The organism is Kitasatospora sp. NPDC005856 (genome assembly GCF_040629945.1).
Classification (GTDB): Bacteria; Actinomycetota; Actinomycetes; order Streptomycetales; family Streptomycetaceae; genus Kitasatospora.
The window spans coordinates 27,297-44,060 of record NZ_JBEXWT010000076.1; the positions used below are offsets into that span (position 1 = coordinate 27,297).

The window sequence follows — 16,764 nt, forward strand, 5'->3', positions numbered from 1 at the left end:
GGGCTTTGCCCGGGGTGGCGGCGAGCAGGCAAGATAGCCGGGTGACCCTCCTTGATCTGATGCCGAAGCCCGCCACCCCCGACGCGCTGTACGAGACGTTCGCAGCCTGGGCGGAGGAGCGGGGGATCACCCTGTACCCGGCACAGGAGGAGGCGTTGATCGAGCTGGTCTCGGGGAACAACGTGATCCTGGCGACGCCGACCGGGTCGGGCAAGAGCCTGGTGGCGGCCGGGGCGCACTTCGCGGCGCTGGCGGAGGGGCAGCGGACGTTCTACACCGCCCCGATCAAGGCGCTGGTGTCGGAGAAGTTCTTCGACCTGGTGAAGATGTTCGGCACCGAGCAGGTCGGCATGATGACCGGCGACGCGAGTGTGAACCCGACCGCGCCGATCATCTGCTGCACCGCCGAGGTGCTCGCCCAGATCGCGTTGCGCGACGGCACCCGGGCGGACATCGGCCAGGTCGTCATGGACGAGTTCCATTTCTACGCCGAGCCGGACCGCGGCTGGGCCTGGCAGATCCCGCTGCTGGAGCTGCCGCAGGCGCAGTTCCTGCTGATGTCCGCGACGCTCGGTGACGTCCGCCGCTTCGAGGAGGACCTGACCCGCCGCACGGGCCGTCCGACCACGGTGGTGCGCAACGCGACCCGCCCGGTGCCGCTGTTCTACGAGTACCGCCGCACCTCGATGCACGACACCCTGGAGGAGCTGCTGCAGACCGGCCAGGCGCCGGTCTACGTCGTGCACTTCACCCAGAAGGAGGCGGTGGAGCGGGCCCAGTCGCTGATGAGCATCAACATGTGCTCGAAGGCGGAGAAGGAGGCCATCGCCGACCTGATCGGCAACTTCCGCTTCACCACCAAGTTCGGCCGCAACCTGTCCCGTTTCGTCCGCCACGGCATCGGGGTGCACCACGCGGGCATGTTGCCGAAGTACCGCCGACTGGTCGAACGCCTCGCCCAGGCGGGCCTGTTGAAGGTCATCTGCGGCACCGACACCCTCGGCGTCGGCGTCAATGTGCCGATCCGCACGGTGCTGTTCACCGCGCTGTCCAAGTACGACGGGCAGCGCGTGCGCATCCTGCGCGCCCGGGAGTTCCACCAGATCGCCGGCCGGGCCGGCAGGGCGGGCTTCGACACCGTCGGCCAGGTGGTGGCGCAGGCGCCGGAGCACGTGATCGAGAACGACAAGGCGATCGCCAAGGCCGGGGACGACCCGAAGAAGAAGCGCAAGGTCGTCCGGAAGAAGGCCCCGGAGGGCTTCGTCGGCTGGACCGAGGAGACCTTCGACAAGCTGATCGCCGCCGACCCCGAGCCGCTGGTCTCCCGGTTCAAGGTGAGCCACGCGATGCTGCTGTCGGTGATCGGCCGCCCGGGCAACGCCTTCGAGGCGATGCGCAAGCTGCTGACCGACAACCACGAGGACCGGGCCGCGCAGCGCCGGCACATCCGCACCGCGATCGCCATCTACCGCTCGCTGCTGGAGGGCGGCGTGGTGGAGCGGCTGCCGGAGCCGGACTCCGAGGGCCGGATCGTCCGGCTCACCCTGGACCTCCAGGAGAACTTCGCGCTCAACCAGCCGCTGTCCACCTTCGCGCTGGCCGCCTTCGAGCTGCTCGACCCGACCTCGCCCTCGTACGCGATGGACGTGATCTCGGTCGTCGAGGCGACCCTCGACGACCCGCGCCAGATCCTCGCCGCACAGCAGAACAAGGCGCGCGGCGAGGCCGTCGGCGAGATGAAGCGGGACGGCATCGAGTACGAGGAGCGGATGGAGCGGCTCCAGGAGATCACCTACCCGAAGCCGCTGGAGGAGCTGCTCACCCACGCCTACGAGGTGTACCGCCGGGCGCACCCGTGGATCGGCGACCACCAGCTGCAGCCCAAGTCGGTGGTCCGCGACCTGTACGAGCGGGCGATGACCTTCTCGGACTACGTCGGGTTCTACGAGCTGGCCCGCACCGAGGGCATCGTGCTGCGCTACCTGGCCGGCGCGTTCAAGGCGCTGGAGCAGACCGTCCCCGAGGACGTGAAGACCGACGACCTCAAGGACGTCATCGCCTGGCTCGGCGAGCTGGTCCGTCAGGTCGACTCCAGCCTGCTGGACGAGTGGGAGCAGCTGGCCAACCCGACCGAGCCGCAGGCCGCCGAGGTGCGGCTGGACGACAAGCCGGCGCCGGTCACCGCCAACGCCCGCGCCTTCCGCGTCCTGGTGCGCAACGAGATGTTCCGCCGGGTCGAGCTGTGCGCGCTGGAGCACTACGAGGAGCTCGGCGAGCTGGACGGCGAGTACGGCTGGGACGCGGACCGCTGGGCGGACGCCATGGACGGGTACTGGGAGGAGTACGACGACCTCGGTACCGGCCCGAACGCGCGCGGCCCGAAGATGCTGATCATCGAGGAGGAGGACTCCGCCTGGCGGGTCCGGCAGATCTTCGACGACCCGGAGGGCGACCACGACTGGGGCATCAGCGCCGAGGTCGACCTGTACGGCTCGGACGAGGAGGGCCGGGCGGTCGTGCGGGTGACCTCGGTGGACCGGCTCGGCGGCTGAGCCGGGCCCCGGTCCGATCCGGTCCGGTCATGACGATGACGAATCCCCCCGGAGGCCACGGCTTCCGGGGGGATTCGTCGTCAGGCGCCGTCAGGCGTCGTCGGTCACGCCGTCGTCAGCCTGAGCCGGGCCGCCGTCACATCCAGGCGAACGGCGAGCCCGCCGCGTAGGAGAGCGCGCGGGTGGCCTCCTCCAGGTTCTGTTCGGTGCTGGGCGCCGTGCCGGTGGCCGTCTGGCCGGGCGCGGTCGGCGTCCCTTGGCCGCTCGGGGTGGTGCCCGTCGGGCGGCCGTCGCCCGACCGCGAGCTGGTGACCGTCACGTAGTGCCCGACCGCCTCGACCCGGGGCTCGCCGCCCGTCCGGGCGCCGCCGGGCTGCTGGGCGGGGGCGGTGCTGGTGTCGGCGAGGATGAAGGCGACCGCGCCGGGCTTGGCCCGCAGGGCGTCGGCGGCCCTGGCGGCGGAGGGCTGGTCGGGGAAGCGCAGCAGGGTGACGCTGCTGAGCACCGGGTGGTCCTGGCCGGTGAAGCTGACGGTCAGGTAGCTCTGGCAGCCGGTGTCCTTCAGCGGGTCCTGGATGCGTTCCTGGAGCACCTCGACGCAGTTCTCGCCCTGCCGGACGCCGTTGCGCCGCGCCTTGAACGCGCCGACCTCGACGGGCCGCTGGGCGGGGAAGAGGATGTCGACGTTGAGGGCCTCGGGGTCGGTGCGCGGCGGCGGGGCACCCACCACCCGCGGCGTCGCGGTCGCGTCCTTGCTGGACGGGCCGAGCCCGGGTATGTAGTCGCCGGGCATCGGGCGGGTGATGATCCACCCCCCGGCCGCGACCACCCCGACCACGACGATCCACCCGGCCGCTCGACGGGCCGTCAGCCGACGGCCCCGCCTGCGGTCCGTTCCCTCCGCGGCGTCAACACCCCCACCGACGTGCTGCCCTGCCTGGCCTTCCCGGCCCTCTCCCGGAGTCGGGGTGTGCTCCCCCTGCGTGGTCATGGCGCAGATTCTAAGCACCCCGGGGGTGGCGTGGATCACGGGGTCGGGGGTTGTGGATCATCGTCCTCCGGGAGCCGTCCGCCGCCCGCTCGCCGCCCCGGAGGACCGCCCCGCCCTACCCGTCGGTAACCTGAAGCTCGACCCCACGTCAAGCCCGTGATCAGCGGCGGAGTCGTGACCTTCGACACTGTGGCAATCGGCACATCCTCACACCGATCTTCTGGCAGGTTTGCTCTGGCGCCGCTCGATCACCACCAGGCAGGATCGGCCCCATGGATCTGCTCGATACCCTCACCGCCAAGGGCCTGCGCGGCGAAGTCCCGACCCGCGAGGAGGCCCTGGCCGTCCTCGCCACCACCGACGACGAGCTGCTCGACGTGGTCGCCGCGGCCGGCAAGGTGCGCCGCCGCTGGTTCGGCCGCCGGGTCAAGCTCAACTACCTGGTGAACTTGAAGAGCGGGCTCTGCCCGGAGGACTGCTCGTACTGCTCGCAGCGCCTCGGATCCAAGGCCGAGATCCTCAAGTACACCTGGCTCAAGCCCGACCAGGCCGCCGAGGCCGCCCGCGCCGGCGTGGCCGGCGGGGCGAAGCGGGTCTGCCTGGTCGCCAGCGGCCGCGGCCCGACGGACCGCGACATCGACCGGGTCACCGACACCATGGCCGCCATCAAGGACGCCGACCCCGAGGTCGAGATCTGCGTCTGCCTCGGCCTGCTCTCCGACAACCAGGCGGAGCGGCTCAAGGCCGCCGGCGCCGACGCGTACAACCACAACCTCAACACCTCCGAGGGCACGTACGGCGACATCACCACCACCCACACCTACGCGGACCGGGTGGACACCGTGCAGAAGGCGCACGGCGCGGGCCTGTCCGCCTGCTCCGGCCTGATCGCCGGCATGGGCGAGAGCGACGAGGACCTCGTCGACGTCGTCTTCGCCCTGCGCGAGCTGGGCTCGGACTCCGTCCCGGTCAACTTCCTGATCCCGTTCGAGGGCACCCCGCTCGCCAAGGAGTGGAACCTCACCCCGCAGCGCTGCCTGCGCATCCTGGCGATGGTCCGCTTCGTCAACCCGGACACCGAGGTGCGGATCGCCGGCGGGCGCGAGGTGCACCTGCGCTCGATGCAGCCGCTCGGCCTGCACATCGCCAACTCCATCTTCCTCGGCGACTACCTGACCAGCGAGGGCCAGGCCGGCCAGACCGACCTCGACATGATCAAGGACGCCGGCTTCGAGGTCGAGGGCGCCGGCGAGGCCACCCTGCCGCGCCACCGCGCGGACGTCGCCGAGGCCGCCCAGGCGGCCGGCGGCTGCGGCACCGCGGCCTCGGCCTCGGCCTCGGCCTGCGGCAGCGGCGGCGGCTGCGGCCCGTGCGGCGGGCACGCGCACGCCCCCGCGTCCTCGGACTCGTCGGCCTCGCCGGCCTCGCCGGTCTCGCCGGTCTCGCCGGCCGAGCAGTCCTCGCCGGTCGTGGAGTCCTCGCCGGTCGTGGAGTCCTCGGGCGACGAGCTCCGCAGCGACCTGGTGAAGGTCCGCCGCCGCGGCGCCGGCACCGAACTCGCGCCCAACGCCTGATACCCACCGGAGAACCGCCCATCATGCCCCAGCCGTCCACCGAAACGCTGCTCGCCCTCGACCGCGCCCACGTCTGGCACCCGTACGGGCCGATGCCCGGCACCGTCACCCCGTACGTGGTCGAGTCCGCCTCCGGGGTGCGGCTGCGCCTGGCCGAACCGGTCGCGGGCGGGCGGGAGGAGCTGGTGGACGGGATGTCGTCCTGGTGGGCGGCGATCCACGGCTACCGGCACCCGGTGCTGGACGAGGCGGTGCGCGAGCAGCTGGGGCGGATGAGCCACGTGATGTTCGGCGGGCTCACCCACGAGCCCGCCGTCCGGCTGGCCGCGCGGCTGGTGGAGATCACCCCGGAGCCGCTGCGGCACGTCTTCCTCGCCGACTCGGGCTCGGTGGCCGTCGAGGTGGCGATGAAGATGTGCCTCCAGTACTGGCAGTCCATCGGGCGGCCGGCCAAGCGCCGGCTGCTCACCTGGCGCGGCGGGTACCACGGGGACACCTTCCACCCGATGTCGGTGTGCGACCCGGACGGCGGGATGCACCACCTGTGGGGCGGGGTACTGCCCGGCCAGCTGTTCGCCCCGGAGCCGCCGGCCGGGTTCGACGCCCCGCTCGACCCGGCGTACGCCGCGCGGTTCGAGGAGCTGATGGCCCGGCACGCCGACGAGCTGGCCGCTGTCATCGTCGAGCCGGTGGTCCAGGGCGCGGGCGGGATGCGCTTCCACTCCCCCGCCTACCTGCGGATGCTGCGCGAACTGTGCGACCGGTACGGGGTGTTGCTGGTCTTCGACGAGATCGCCACCGGCTTCGGGCGCAGCGGTGCGCTGTTCGCCGCCGACCACGCGGGCGTCTCGCCGGACGTCATGTGCCTCGGCAAGGCGCTGACCGGCGGGTACCTGACGCTGGCCGCCACGCTGTGCACCTCCGAGGTCGCCGACGGGATCAGCCGCGGCGAGGTGCCGGTGCTCGCGCACGGGCCGACGTTCATGGGCAATCCGCTGGCCTGCGCGGCCGCCAACGCCTCGCTGGAGCTGCTGCTCGGGCAGGACTGGTCGGTGGAGGTCAAGCGGATCGAGACGGGGCTGGCCGAGGGCCTCGCGGCGGCCGCCGACGTCCCGGGCGTGCTGGACGTACGGGTCCAAGGGGCCATCGGCGTCGTGCAGTTGGACCATCCCGTGGACGTGGCGGCGGCCACCGAGGCGGCGGCGCGCGAAGGCGTGTGGCTGCGGCCGTTCCGGGACCTGATCTACACCATGCCCCCCTATGTGACGCAGGACGACGACGTGGCGCGGATCGCCGCCGCCGTGACCGCCGCGGCGGTGCGGGGATGAGCGCGCGCATCCTGTTCGTGACCGGCACCAACACGGACGTCGGCAAGACCGTGGCCACCGCGGCCGTCGCCTCGGCGGCGCTGCGGGCCGGGCTGAAGGTCGCGGTGCTCAAGCCGGGGCAGACGGGCGTCGCCCCGGACGAGCCCGGCGACGCCGCCGAGGTCCGGCGCCTGGCAGGCGAACTGACGGTCCGTGAGCTCGCGCGCTACCCCGAGCCGCTGGCCCCCGACACCGCGGCCCGGCGGGCCGGGATGCCGTACCTCTCCCCCGCCGAGGTGGTGTCCGAGGTCGCCGAACTGGCCTCCACCCACGACCTGGTGCTCGTGGAAGGCGCGGGCGGGCTGCTGGTCCGCTACGACGACCAGGGCCGCACGCTCGCCGACCAGGCCCGGGCCGTCCTCGACGCCGGGCTGCCGGCCGAGGTGCTGCTGATCGCCTCGGCCGGGCTGGGGACGCTCAACATCGTCTCCCTCACGGCGGAGGCCCTCGCGGCCCGCGGCCTCCCCCTCGCGGGGGTGCTGGTCGGCTCCTGGCCCGCCGAGCCCGGCCTCGCCGAGCGCTGCAACCTGGCCGACCTGCCCCGCTCCGCCGGCGCCCCGCTGCTCGGCGCCCTGCCGGAACGGGCGGGCGGCGCCGAGGACTTCGCCGCCCTCGCGCACGCCTCGCTGGCCCCTGAGCTGGGCGGCGGCTGGGACGTGGAGCACTTCGCGCACCGCCACCGGCCCGAATCGGCACCGCTTCGCTCGATGGGGTGATCCCGCCTTCCGCCCCTGTCGGAAGCCGGGACGGCTCAATACCGTTCCTTCCATGACAGACGGGCTCACCGCAGACGAGGCCCTGCGGGCCTTGGCCGCCCTGGAGGCGGCATGGAAGGACGACGACGAGGCGCTGTTCGCCCTGGCGGCGGGCGGCGTCGGTGAACGGCCGCTGCCGGCGCTGGTCGCCGCGTACGGCGAGCACGCCATGGACACCCTGATGGCGCTCGCCTTCGGTCTGCGCGCCACCATGAGCGACGAGGAGATCGCCGAGATCTCCGACGCCGTCAGCTCCAACATCGGCGCCCGGATGAGTGCCCTGCTCACCCAGACCCTCAAGGCCTGGGGCACCCTCGCCCCCGCGGACGACCTCTCGGTGACGAAGATCATCGCCCACACCGTGATCGACGCGATGCGGGCCGTCACCGAGGACCCCGGCAAGACCGAAGTGCTGCCCCTGCTGGCGACGTTCCGCAGCTACGCCCTCAACGAATCCTGATCGGTACGGATATGACGGCGGGGGCTTCGAGTCGGACTCGAAGCCCCCGCGCGGGACGTCGGGCCGGTCGACTTCCCGCGCAGCCGATCCATCGCCTACGCGGTTCGGCGGGGCGGCAGGATCCGGATGGCGTCGGCGTAGCCGTGCTCAGCGGCCCTCGGCGACCAGGAAGCGGCCGGAGCGCCAGTGCAGGCTGGCCGGGCCGCCGGTGGGCCAGTCGTGGTTCAGGTGGCGGCGGCCGCGGCCCAGGGCGCCGAGGTCGTGGGGGCGCAGGGTTCCGCTCCGCAGGCCGGTGGCCTCGTCGGCGGTCACCGGCATGATGGTCACGTACTGGGCGTCGTCCCCGCCCATCCAGTCGACGACCTCGGTGAAGATCCACACGAACCGCTGCGAACAGTCCCGGCAGCGCCGGAGGTTGACCGAGAAGCGCGAGCCGTCCACCACCTCCGCCTCGTGCTCGAAGCCCTCCCGCTGCCGCCCCCACACGGCCCGCTCGTCCTCCCCGTAGCACTTCGCGCAGCCGAACTCCGCCATCGGGCTTCCCATCGGTCGACTCCCTGTTCCGCGACGTCCCGGTCGCGGCCCATGATGCCCCCAGGGCCTGGGGCAACGGCCGGACCGTCACCCGACCGGGGAACAATTCACGGGCCGTTACCGCACCGTTCGCGCCCTGGGCTGACCGCCGGCACGCCGGTTGACGAGAGAGTGGCGCGTACATGCCCCAGGCCTCTCGGACCGCTGCGGCCGCACAGGCCCGTACACGCCCGTACACGCCCGTACACGCCCGGCCGGGCGTACCCGTCCGATGTCGGGCGATGCCTGCCGACCGCGCCCGCACCGCTGGGGTTCACTGATCGCCTGACGTGGCCGCGTGCGGCCGTTCGGATGCGAGGAGGCCTGCGGATGGGTAGGGCTGGGCTGGGTCGGGACGATCTCCGAGCGCTGCTGGTGGCGCCCGCGACGGCGTCCGAGCGGATCGGGCTGGAGATCGAGTGCGGCGTCGTCGACCCGCGGACCGGGCTCGCCGCCCCCTACCGGGGCAGGAACGGGATGCGGGCCGTCCTGGACGGCGTGCTCGCGGAGTGGGACGGCAAGGCCCTGTTCGACGCGGGGGAACCGGCCGGAGTCGAGCTGGCCGGCGGGGGCCTGATCGGGCTCGAACACGGCGGCCAGCTGGAGTACTCGGCGCCCCCGGCGGCCGATCTGGCCACCGCGGTGGACGACGTGCGACTCACCCTCGTCCGGCTGGCGGAACTGCTCCGGCGCTTCGATCTGGCGCTCCTGCCGGGCGCTTACCTGCCGTTCGACCGGATCGAGACCGTCCCCTGGGTGCCGCTGAGCCGCGGGCCGCTCATGCGCGGCCACTTCGCCGCCCTCGGCGAGCCGGGCAGCGGCGGGGCGCGGATCCTGTCGATGTCGACGTGCACGCAGGTGCACCTCGACCACCTCTCCGAGGAGGACTTCACCCAGAAGGTCCGGATGCAGGCGGCCGCGTCACCGGTGGTCGCCGCGCTGCTCGTCAACTCCCCGCTGTCCGGAGGCCGGCTCGACGGGCTGCTCTCGCACCGGTCGCAGGACTGGCTGCTGACGGATCCGCGGCGCTGCGGCCTCGTTCGACCGGCCCTGCGCGACGACGTGTCGATCGACGACGTCGTCGACTGGGCTCTGCGCATCCCCATGATCTACTACCAGGACGGCGCGGGAGAGCTTCGGCCCGCGCCCGACCGGCCGTTCGCCTCGCTCCTCCGGCACGGGTTCGCCGACGGCACCCGGCCACTGTTCAACCACTGGGCCGCCCATCTGACACAGATCTGGACGCACGTCAGGATCCGCCGCACCCTCGAGCTGCGCGCGGCCGACGGCCCCTCGTACGAGAACTTCCAGGTCGTACCCGCGCTGTGGACGGGGCTCAGCTACCACGCCCCGTCCCGGGCCGCGGCCTGGGAGTTGCTGCGGCACTACAGCGCGGCGCAGCTGCGGGAGACGACGGCCAGGCTCCCGTACGAGGGACTGCGCACCGTGCTCGGCGGCGACCGCGTGCGCGAAGTCGCGGGCGAGCTCGTCCGGTTGGCCCGGGAAGGACTGCGGGCGCGGGTCGCCGCCGGCCTGGAGCGCCCCGAGGTGCCGGCCTACCTCGATCCCCTGGACGAGGTGCTGCACACCGGGAAGACCTTCGCCGAGCAGTGCGCCGAGCGCTGGGAGACGGACCTGCGACGCGATCCGCGCCGCTATGTCGCGCTCCACCGCGTCTGACCGCCTCCGACCGCGTCCGACCGCGTCCGACCGCGTCCGACCGCTTCGGACCGAGCAGCCCGATCACACGTCCTTGATCGTTCGTACCGGAGCACACCACCCGGTACGAACGGCTCGGTGCCGGGGGAAGGCTTCGAACCTTCACGCCCCCTGGGGGACACCCGACCACGAAGGGTCGGGCGCGTCTGCCACTTCCGCCACCCCGGCCTGCCGAACTCCGACGGAAACAACGCTAACAGCCACCCGGTGGCGCGTGAAGAACGCGTCGGAGATCAATTTACGATGGCCGGAAACCGCCCTTCGCGAATTCCGATCAAAAGCTTCCGGATTCCTTTTGTGAATTCGATCTCCACACCACGGACGCCGCTCTCCTCCCCCTCACGTCCGCCCTTGTCGCCACTGGAATCCCGCCGTACTCTCGGCCCAGTTGGTCCCATTGCCGACGGGGGGACTCCCGTGCCCGATCAACGCTCGGTATTCCTGAGTTATCCACCGGCCTCCAGCATCTGGCACCTGCCGATGGGAATCGCCTTCCTCACCGCGATCCTCGAAGAGCGCGGCCACCACGTCGTCCAGCACTACGGCTACGTCGAAGCCGTCGAGCACGTCCTGCGGCGGCACGGCGGTGCTCCGGTCGAGGAGGCCCTGCGCGTCGTCCGCGACCCCGACGCCTCGATCCTGCGGCGCCACGACGCCCGCCGGCTGTTCGAGGAGGTCTCGGCGCGCACGTCCTCGACGTTCGAGGACTTCGGCGTCGAGCGCAACAACGTGAAGTGCGACTCCCGGCACTTCAAGGGCGATGTCGCCGAACTGCGGTGGGTGCTGGAACACCGGGAGGAACACCTCTTCCACGAGTACTTCGCCGGGACGGAGCTGGCCCGCATCCGCGCCGCCGGCGCGGACGTGGTCGGCATCAGCGTCGCCGACGAGCGGCAGCTGGTGAGCGCCTGCGTGCTCGCCAGCCTCGTCCGCGAACAGCTCCCGCACGTGCGGCTGTTCATGGGCGGGAACTACTGGGCCCGCACCATGGACGCCTACCACGACCCTGCGTTCGTCGGCCTGTTCGACCACTGGGACGCCATCGTCTACGCCGAGGGCTTCCGGCCCGTGGTCGATCTGGTCGAAGGGGCCGAGCCGGCCACCGTGCCGGGCGTGGTGTGGCGCGACGGCGACACCGTGCGGGTCAACCCGCGCACCCCCGCCCCCGTCGACTACGAGTCGCTGCCCACCCCGGTGTTCGACCGCTCCATCCGGCAGTGGAGTCCGGATTTCGTGCCGCCCCTCTACACGATGTCCAACTGCCCGATGCGCTGCGGCTTCTGCTCGATAGCGGCCGGCAGCGACAGTTTCCTGCACAAACCGCGGGTGATGTCCGAACGGCGCGTCGCCGAGCACATCGCCGCACTCGGTGTCGAACGCGTCGACTTCGTCGACGAATACCTCACCATCCCCAGGCAGCTCAGAATCGGACGGGAACTCGCCCGCATCGGACACCGCGCCACCTGGCAGTGCTATCTGACCGCGAGCGATCAATTGCTGAAACCGGAGAGCTGCCAGGCGCTGGCCGCCGCCGGATGCAGCGCCGTGCAACTCGGGCTGGAATCCCTCGATCCGGACACCCTGCGCCAGGAAGCGAAACCCTGGAACCACCCGGCGAATTACGGCCGCATTCTCCGCAACCTCCACGACGCCGGAATCCAGGTCCACGTCTTCATCATCGTCGGCGTGCCCGGTGAGCCGATCAACCGCTCCCTGCGCTGGCTGCCGTTCCTGGAGGAGCACGGCGAGCACATCCTGACCATCAAGTCCGGCCGCTACCGGCTCACCCGGCGGGCCCCGGACGAGCGCGCCGCCTCCCTCCACCAGTTGTCCGGGCTCCAGGTGACGGGCGAGGACCAGAAGCTGCTCAACCTCAACCGCGACCAGTTCCGGTACACCACGGGCGGGCTCAGCCGCAAGCGCGTCGAAGCCGTGCGCGACCTCCTCGAAGAGGCCTGCCGCCGGCACTGGGCCTACCAGGTCACCTCAGACATCCCCTGGTGGACCAATCGAGGCCGGTTCACCCTGGCGCAGCTGCGCGCCGACGCCGAGATCCTCCGGACGCACCGTCCCGCCGAACCCTCCATCCCCGCCGGGCACCTCAAGCGCGGGCTCTCCAAGGTCACCAGCGCGCTCCACGACGAACTCGGCCTTCGCGCCGCGCCCGCCACCTTCGAGGACGCGCGCGACATCGCCGCCCGACTGGACGCCACCGAGGCGGCCAGGGCCGGCGCGGGGCACGGATAGCGCCGGCTCGCCCGGTACCCCGGCAACGCCCGCACGCCCCCGATCAGACCTCCAGCAGGACGGCGGGCAGCGCGGCCTCCCGCACCAGGGCGCGCGGCAGGGAGAGGCCGAAGTGGCGGCCGAGAACCTCCAGACAGGTGCGGTGGAGGTCCTCGGCCGCCCGGTCGTGGTCGGGCAGGCCGACGGCGGCCAGCTCGGCCGTCAGGGCGGCGACGGTGGCCGGCTCCCCCTCGACGCCGTCCGGGCCCCAACTGCCGTCCAGGTGGAGGTTGAGGAAGCAGGTGCTCCGGCCGTCCCGGTAGCCGTGGAAGAACGGCGGCACCGGCTTGCCGTTCTCCTCCTCGAACTCCAGGTGGTAGATCTCCGCGCCGCCGCGCGAGGCGGACGGCGGGACGCTCAGCTCACCCTGCCAGTAGCCGTACGCCACCACGAAGGCGAGGTCGCCGGTGCGTCCGTGGTGCAGCGCGATGTCCTCGACGTCGCCGGCGAAGTCGAGCTCGTACTCCTCGACCAGGCCCTCGGCGGTGAGTTCGCCGAGCGGCCGGGCGGTGCACCCCGGGAGCCCCTCGGTGATCCGGGCCACCAGTTCCTCCGGCCCCACGCCCCGGGCCAGCACCACGCTGTAGCCGCCGTAGGCGATCGACTGGGGTGCGGCGAGCCATGCGATTCCATCCGTCATGGCGGTCATCCTGCCGCACGGCGCTGACAACCGGCCGGTGCGGCCTGTCCGCTCACCCCCGGGGAGCGGGTGCCGGCCGCCTCCCGATCTGCAGCAGTGCCGGTGCCGGTGCCGGGCGGTCCATCGCCGCGTACGGGCAGTGCACCGCGTTCTCGTCGCCGGCCGCCCAGCCGCGCACCCACGGGGCCAGCCGCTCGTTGTCGATCCGCAGGGTGCCGTCCGGCAGCAGCCGACCGATCGCGTTGGCGGGGTCGGCGAGCGCCACCGTGCACTTGGCGACGGTGCCGTCGGCCCGGATCACCAGGGAGTTCGGCCGGGCGGCGTAGCAGACCGGCAGCTCGTCGGGGTCCGGCGCGGCCGGGAGTCCGTCGTACGCCACGGCGGTCAGCTCGTCCAGGACCTGCGGGCGCAGCTCCTGTTCGAGGATCTCCATCGTCCGGTCGTTCGGCCCACCCATCCGCTCGACCGGCTTGAGGTGGAGCGTGAACCGCTCGTCCCGCAGGAAGGTGTCGCGCAGCCGGGCGAGGAACCCGGGCATGAGCGGCAGGTTGGCGGGTGTGAGGTGGACCCGAAGCAGCACGCCGACGGGCAGTGCGCTGTCCCGGATCGCCAGCAGGTTCCGCCAGATCCGGTCGAACGAGCCGCGGCCGTCCGCGCGGAGCCTGGTGGTGTCGTGGGCCTCGGCCGGGCCGTCCAGGGAGACCTGGTACCGGTCGACGCCGAGGGCCGCCAGCGTCCGGGCGGTCCCGGTGTCGAGCAGGTAGCCGTTGGTGGTCATGTTGGCCCGGTAGTGGAGGCCGGGCCGGGCGGCGGCCGAGTCGGCCAGGTGGGCGGAGAGTTCCTCGACGATCGGGCGTGCGAGCAGTGGCTCCCCGCCGAACCAGGAGATGTCCAGGCGCCGCAGGTCTGCCGCGCGCCGGTCGATCAGCCGCTTGATGCCTCCGACCACCGCTTCGCTCATCCGCCCGACGGTGAAGTCCTCGTAGCAGTAGGTGCAGCGGAAGTTGCACTGCTCGGTAGGGAGAACGATCAGGTGCAGGGCCTGGTCGGTCAGGGACGCCGCGAGCTGCGCCCGGAACGCCGGGGAGGTGCTCCCGCCGGTACCGGGCGCGGTGAGGGTCTGCGTCATGGGTGCGGTTCTCCGTCGGACGGGTCGGTCCGACTACACCGGAGTACCGCAGTGCGCCACCAGGTTGGGGCAGACGTTGGTGACGTGGCTGCGCACTTGGGGATCGAAGGGCACCTCGCCCCCGGTGCTCACGAAGCTCGCCAGCTGGGGCGAGGAGACGACGATGCGGCCCTGCTCGTCCAGCTTGACGTCGACGCCGCTCGGGCTGTTCTGCGGACCGTTCTGCGGAGCACTCATGGCGACTCTCCTTGTGGGGTGGGGCGCGAGGGTCGGGTCCCCTCGCCGCCCCGAGAACTCTTCCGCACACCACCGGCCGTTGCCACTCCTGACGGCCACCCGGAGGACGTGTCGGGCCGGGACGTGCAGCCGGGAATTCCGTTCGACAAACCGAACGAGCGGGCCCGGCAGGCGAACCAGCCGGCTCAGTGCCCGGGCACCAGCGGGGGGCTCGGCGGGGGCGGCCCGTCCGCCGGGTCGGCGAGGTGCAGCCGCTGCTCCGCGCGGTACTGCAGCAGGAGCACCGAGCGCACCGGCTCCCCGCTCACCGCGGTGTACGAGTGCGGCAGCGAGGCGTCGAAGCCGACGTAGTCCCCCGGGCCGAGTTCGACCTCACGGCGGCCCGCCCGCACCCGCAGCCGGCCGGACTGCACGACGGTGTGCTCGGTACCGCCGTGGCCCGCGGAGATCTGGGTGCCGTCGATGCGGACCTGCTGGTCGTAGATCTCGAACACCACGTCCCCGGCCTCGATCCGGCGCAGCGGTCGCAGGTCCACGCCCCGCCCGCTGAGCACCTCGGCCTCGGCCGCCCGCACCACCGTCACCTCGTCGGCGGGCCGGGCCTCGACCAGGTCGGAGATCGGCACGCCGAGCACCCGGGAGAGCCCGAGCACCGTCTCCAGGGTGGGGTTGCCGGCCCCGGACTCCAGCTGGGAGAGCGTCGCCTTGCCGACCCCGGCCTGCCGGGACAGCTCCGACAGCGACAGTCCGCGCTCGGCCCGCACCCGCTTCAGGTTGGCGGCGAGGACGCCCCGGACGGATTCCTCGGCGTCGTTCACGCTGAACCTCTTTTCTCCCGGCAATGTTCGATATACCGTACGGGACGCACACCGACGGACGGGGCAGCGTAGCGAAGCACGCGCTTCCCTCACCCTCACCAGGAGACCGCGTGACCGAGCCCGCCGACACCATCAAGTACCGGAAGAACGGCCTGACCCGCGGGGTCTCGGAGGAACTCGCCGAGAGCATGAAGCAGGGCTGGGCCGACACCGAGCGCACCGCCCTGGAGCCGGTCCCGCAGGCCGCGCACACCGCCCGCCGCCGCGCGGAGCTGTCCGCCGCCTTCCCCGGCGAGCTGCTGGTCGTCCCGGCCGGCAACCCCAAGGTCCGGGCCAACGACACCGACTACCCGTTCCGCCCCTCCTCCGACTACGCCTACCTGACCGGCGACCAGTCCGCGGACGGCGTCCTGGTGCTCGCCCCGACCGGGGAGAGCGGCCACGAGGCCGTGCTCTACCTGCGCGACCGCTCCCGCATCGACAACGGGGAGTTCTGGCTGGACAACCACGGCGAGCTGTGGGACGGCCGCCGCAACAGCCTGACCGAGAGCGAGCGGCTGTACGGGCTGCCCTGCCGGGACGTGCGCGCCGTCCGCGCGGATCTGCGCGCCGCCACCGGCCCGGCGCGGGTGCTGCGCCGCCACGACGCGGGCGTGGAGGAGGCCCTCGGGGACCGGGCGGTCGCCGAGCGGGACGAGGAGTTCGAGGTCTTCCTGTCCGGACTGCGCCTGGTCAAGGACGAGTGGGAGATCGCCGAACTGCGCTTCGCCTGCGAGGCGACCGCCCGCGGCTTCGAGGACGTGGTGCGCGTCCTCGGCACCGACTCCGAGACCGCCGAGCGGCTGATCGAGGGCACCTTCTTCGTCCGCGCCCGGGTCGAGGGCAACGACGTGGGCTACAGCACCATCGCGGCGGCCGGCCCGCACGCCACCACCCTGCACTGGGTGCGCAACAGCGGCCACGCCCGCCCCGGCGACCTGCTGCTGCTCGACGCCGGCGTGGAGACCAACCACCTCTACACCGCCGACGTCACCCGCACCCTCCCGGTCAGCGGCCGCTTCACCGACCTCCAGCGCAAGGTCTACGACGCCGTGTACGCGGCCCAGGAGGCCGGCATCGCGGCGGTGAAGCCGGGCGGGCGGTTCCGCGACTTCCATCACGCCGCCCAGCGCGAGCTCGCCGAACACCTCACCTCCTGGGGCCTGTTCGGCGACCTGAGCGCGGACAAGGTGTACGAGCTGGGCCTGCACCGCCGCTTCACCCTGGCCGGCACCGGCCACATGCTGGGCATCGACGTCCACGACTGCGCCCACTCCCGCACCGAGGAGCACGTCGACGGACCGCTCGAGCCGGGCATGGTGCTCACCGTCGAGCCGGGCATCTACTTCCAGGAGAACGACCTGACGGTGCCCGAGGAACTCCGCGGCATCGGGGTGCGGATCGAGGACGACATCCTCGTCACCGAGGACGGCAACGAGAACCTCTCCGCCGGCCTCCCGCGCCGCTCCGACGAGGTCGAGGCCTGGCTGGCCCGCCTGCGCGGCTGACGGCGACCGACGCCGGACGTGGGGGGGGCGGGGGGGGGGCGGGGGGGGCGCCCCCCCCCCCCCGCGCCCCCCCCCGCCCCCGGGCCCGGGCACGCGCCCCCCCCCCCCCCCCCCCC

General features: G+C 72.5%; 14 protein-coding genes and 1 tRNA gene. 8 read left to right on the plus strand and 7 right to left on the minus strand.

Annotated features, from left to right (window positions below):
* The first annotated feature begins 41 nt into the window (after window positions 1-41).
* Window positions 42-2,552 carry a DUF3516 domain-containing protein gene (locus tag ABZ449_RS32350; RefSeq protein ID WP_360353276.1) on the plus strand — a complete coding sequence of 837 codons (2,511 nt, stop codon included), beginning with the start codon at window positions 42-44 and terminating at the stop codon, window positions 2,550-2,552.
* A 136-nt stretch (window positions 2,553-2,688) separates the two neighbouring features.
* On the opposite strand, the gene ABZ449_RS32355 is transcribed toward ABZ449_RS32350, so the two are convergent.
* Window positions 2,689-3,543: a hypothetical protein gene (locus ABZ449_RS32355; RefSeq protein WP_360353278.1), complete on the minus strand. Its 855-nt coding sequence runs from the start codon at window positions 3,541-3,543 to the stop codon at window positions 2,689-2,691.
* 272 nt (window positions 3,544-3,815) lie between these two features.
* Between ABZ449_RS32355 and bioB the strand changes: the two genes are divergently transcribed.
* The 4 genes from bioB to ABZ449_RS32375 are packed head-to-tail and all read left to right on the plus strand — an operon-like array spanning window position 3,816 to window position 7,699.
* Entirely contained in the window at window positions 3,816-5,117 is a 1,302-nt protein-coding gene (bioB, locus tag ABZ449_RS32360) for a biotin synthase BioB (RefSeq protein ID WP_360353279.1), read from the plus strand.
* A gap of 23 nt (window positions 5,118-5,140) precedes the next feature.
* On the plus strand, window positions 5,141-6,445 hold the full coding sequence (locus ABZ449_RS32365) for an adenosylmethionine--8-amino-7-oxononanoate transaminase (RefSeq protein WP_360353281.1): 1,305 nt from the start codon (window positions 5,141-5,143) through the stop codon (window positions 6,443-6,445).
* Entirely contained in the window at window positions 6,442-7,200 is a 759-nt protein-coding gene (gene bioD, locus ABZ449_RS32370) for a dethiobiotin synthase (protein WP_360353283.1), read from the plus strand. The genes ABZ449_RS32365 and bioD overlap by 4 nt, the downstream gene beginning before the upstream one ends.
* A 52-nt stretch (window positions 7,201-7,252) precedes the next feature.
* Window positions 7,253-7,699: a hypothetical protein gene (locus ABZ449_RS32375; RefSeq protein WP_360353285.1), complete on the plus strand. Its 447-nt coding sequence runs from the start codon at window positions 7,253-7,255 to the stop codon at window positions 7,697-7,699.
* A 147-nt stretch (window positions 7,700-7,846) separates the two neighbouring features.
* On the opposite strand, the gene ABZ449_RS32380 is transcribed toward ABZ449_RS32375, so the two are convergent.
* Complete coding sequence (locus ABZ449_RS32380) at window positions 7,847-8,245, minus strand: hypothetical protein (protein WP_360353287.1); 399 nt, start codon at window positions 8,243-8,245, stop codon at window positions 7,847-7,849.
* Between the two features lie 357 nt (window positions 8,246-8,602).
* Here ABZ449_RS32380 and ABZ449_RS32385 point away from each other — a divergent pair, with 357 nt between their 5' ends.
* Window positions 8,603-9,952 carry a glutamate-cysteine ligase family protein gene (locus tag ABZ449_RS32385; protein ID WP_360353289.1) on the plus strand — a complete coding sequence of 450 codons (1,350 nt, stop codon included), beginning with the start codon at window positions 8,603-8,605 and terminating at the stop codon, window positions 9,950-9,952.
* Window positions 9,953-10,070: 118 nt separating this feature from the next.
* Here the strand turns inward: ABZ449_RS32385 and ABZ449_RS32390 are convergent.
* Window positions 10,071-10,159: transfer RNA gene (locus ABZ449_RS32390), tRNA-OTHER, on the minus strand.
* Between the two features lie 312 nt (window positions 10,160-10,471).
* On the opposite strand from ABZ449_RS32390, the gene ABZ449_RS32395 reads away from it, so the two are divergent.
* Window positions 10,472-12,238 (plus strand): radical SAM protein, encoded by a 1,767-nt coding sequence (locus ABZ449_RS32395; RefSeq protein WP_360353291.1) that lies wholly within the window; start codon window positions 10,472-10,474, stop codon window positions 12,236-12,238.
* 43 nt (window positions 12,239-12,281) lie between these two features.
* On the opposite strand, the gene ABZ449_RS32400 is transcribed toward ABZ449_RS32395, so the two are convergent.
* The 4 genes from ABZ449_RS32400 to ABZ449_RS32415 all read right to left on the minus strand — a co-directional run bounded on the left by ABZ449_RS32400 (window position 12,282) and on the right by ABZ449_RS32415 (window position 15,101).
* Window positions 12,282-12,917 (minus strand): hypothetical protein, encoded by a 636-nt coding sequence (locus tag ABZ449_RS32400; protein ID WP_360353293.1) that lies wholly within the window; start codon window positions 12,915-12,917, stop codon window positions 12,282-12,284.
* A 52-nt stretch (window positions 12,918-12,969) separates the two neighbouring features.
* The gene (locus ABZ449_RS32405) at window positions 12,970-14,046 is read right to left on the minus strand and encodes a radical SAM protein (protein WP_360353295.1); all 1,077 of its coding nucleotides are present in this window, start codon (window positions 14,044-14,046) and stop codon (window positions 12,970-12,972) included.
* A 33-nt stretch (window positions 14,047-14,079) separates the two neighbouring features.
* Window positions 14,080-14,283, minus strand: coding sequence for a hypothetical protein (locus tag ABZ449_RS32410; protein ID WP_360353297.1), 204 nt, complete (start codon window positions 14,281-14,283; stop codon window positions 14,080-14,082).
* A 185-nt stretch (window positions 14,284-14,468) separates the two neighbouring features.
* Window positions 14,469-15,101, minus strand: coding sequence for an XRE family transcriptional regulator (locus ABZ449_RS32415; RefSeq protein ID WP_360353299.1), 633 nt, complete (start codon window positions 15,099-15,101; stop codon window positions 14,469-14,471).
* 110 nt (window positions 15,102-15,211) lie between these two features.
* Between ABZ449_RS32415 and ABZ449_RS32420 the strand changes: the two genes are divergently transcribed.
* Window positions 15,212-16,648 (plus strand): aminopeptidase P family protein, encoded by a 1,437-nt coding sequence (locus tag ABZ449_RS32420; RefSeq protein ID WP_360353300.1) that lies wholly within the window; start codon window positions 15,212-15,214, stop codon window positions 16,646-16,648.
* Window positions 16,649-16,764 lie beyond the last annotated feature (116 nt).

What these genes read in the sequence shown, in the direction of transcription:
- bioB (WP_360353279.1), top strand. Translation starts at nt 3,816, where the DNA reads ATGGATCTGCTCGATACCCTCACCGCCAAGGGCCTGCGCGGCGAAGTC.
- ABZ449_RS32375 (WP_360353285.1), top strand. Translation starts at nt 7,253, where the DNA reads ATGACAGACGGGCTCACCGCAGACGAGGCCCTGCGGGCCTTGGCCGCC.
- bioD (WP_360353283.1), top strand. Translation starts at nt 6,442, where the DNA reads ATGAGCGCGCGCATCCTGTTCGTGACCGGCACCAACACGGACGTCGGC.
- ABZ449_RS32400 (WP_360353293.1), bottom strand. Translation starts at nt 12,917, where the DNA reads ATGACGGATGGAATCGCATGGCTCGCCGCACCCCAGTCGATCGCCTAC.
- ABZ449_RS32380 (WP_360353287.1), bottom strand. Translation starts at nt 8,245, where the DNA reads ATGGGAAGCCCGATGGCGGAGTTCGGCTGCGCGAAGTGCTACGGGGAG.
- ABZ449_RS32410 (WP_360353297.1), bottom strand. Translation starts at nt 14,283, where the DNA reads ATGAGTGCTCCGCAGAACGGTCCGCAGAACAGCCCGAGCGGCGTCGAC.
- ABZ449_RS32405 (WP_360353295.1), bottom strand. Translation starts at nt 14,046, where the DNA reads ATGACGCAGACCCTCACCGCGCCCGGTACCGGCGGGAGCACCTCCCCG.
- ABZ449_RS32355 (WP_360353278.1), bottom strand. Translation starts at nt 3,543, where the DNA reads ATGACCACGCAGGGGGAGCACACCCCGACTCCGGGAGAGGGCCGGGAA.
- ABZ449_RS32365 (WP_360353281.1), top strand. Translation starts at nt 5,141, where the DNA reads ATGCCCCAGCCGTCCACCGAAACGCTGCTCGCCCTCGACCGCGCCCAC.
- ABZ449_RS32395 (WP_360353291.1), top strand. Translation starts at nt 10,472, where the DNA reads ATGGGAATCGCCTTCCTCACCGCGATCCTCGAAGAGCGCGGCCACCAC.
- ABZ449_RS32385 (WP_360353289.1), top strand. Translation starts at nt 8,603, where the DNA reads ATGGGTAGGGCTGGGCTGGGTCGGGACGATCTCCGAGCGCTGCTGGTG.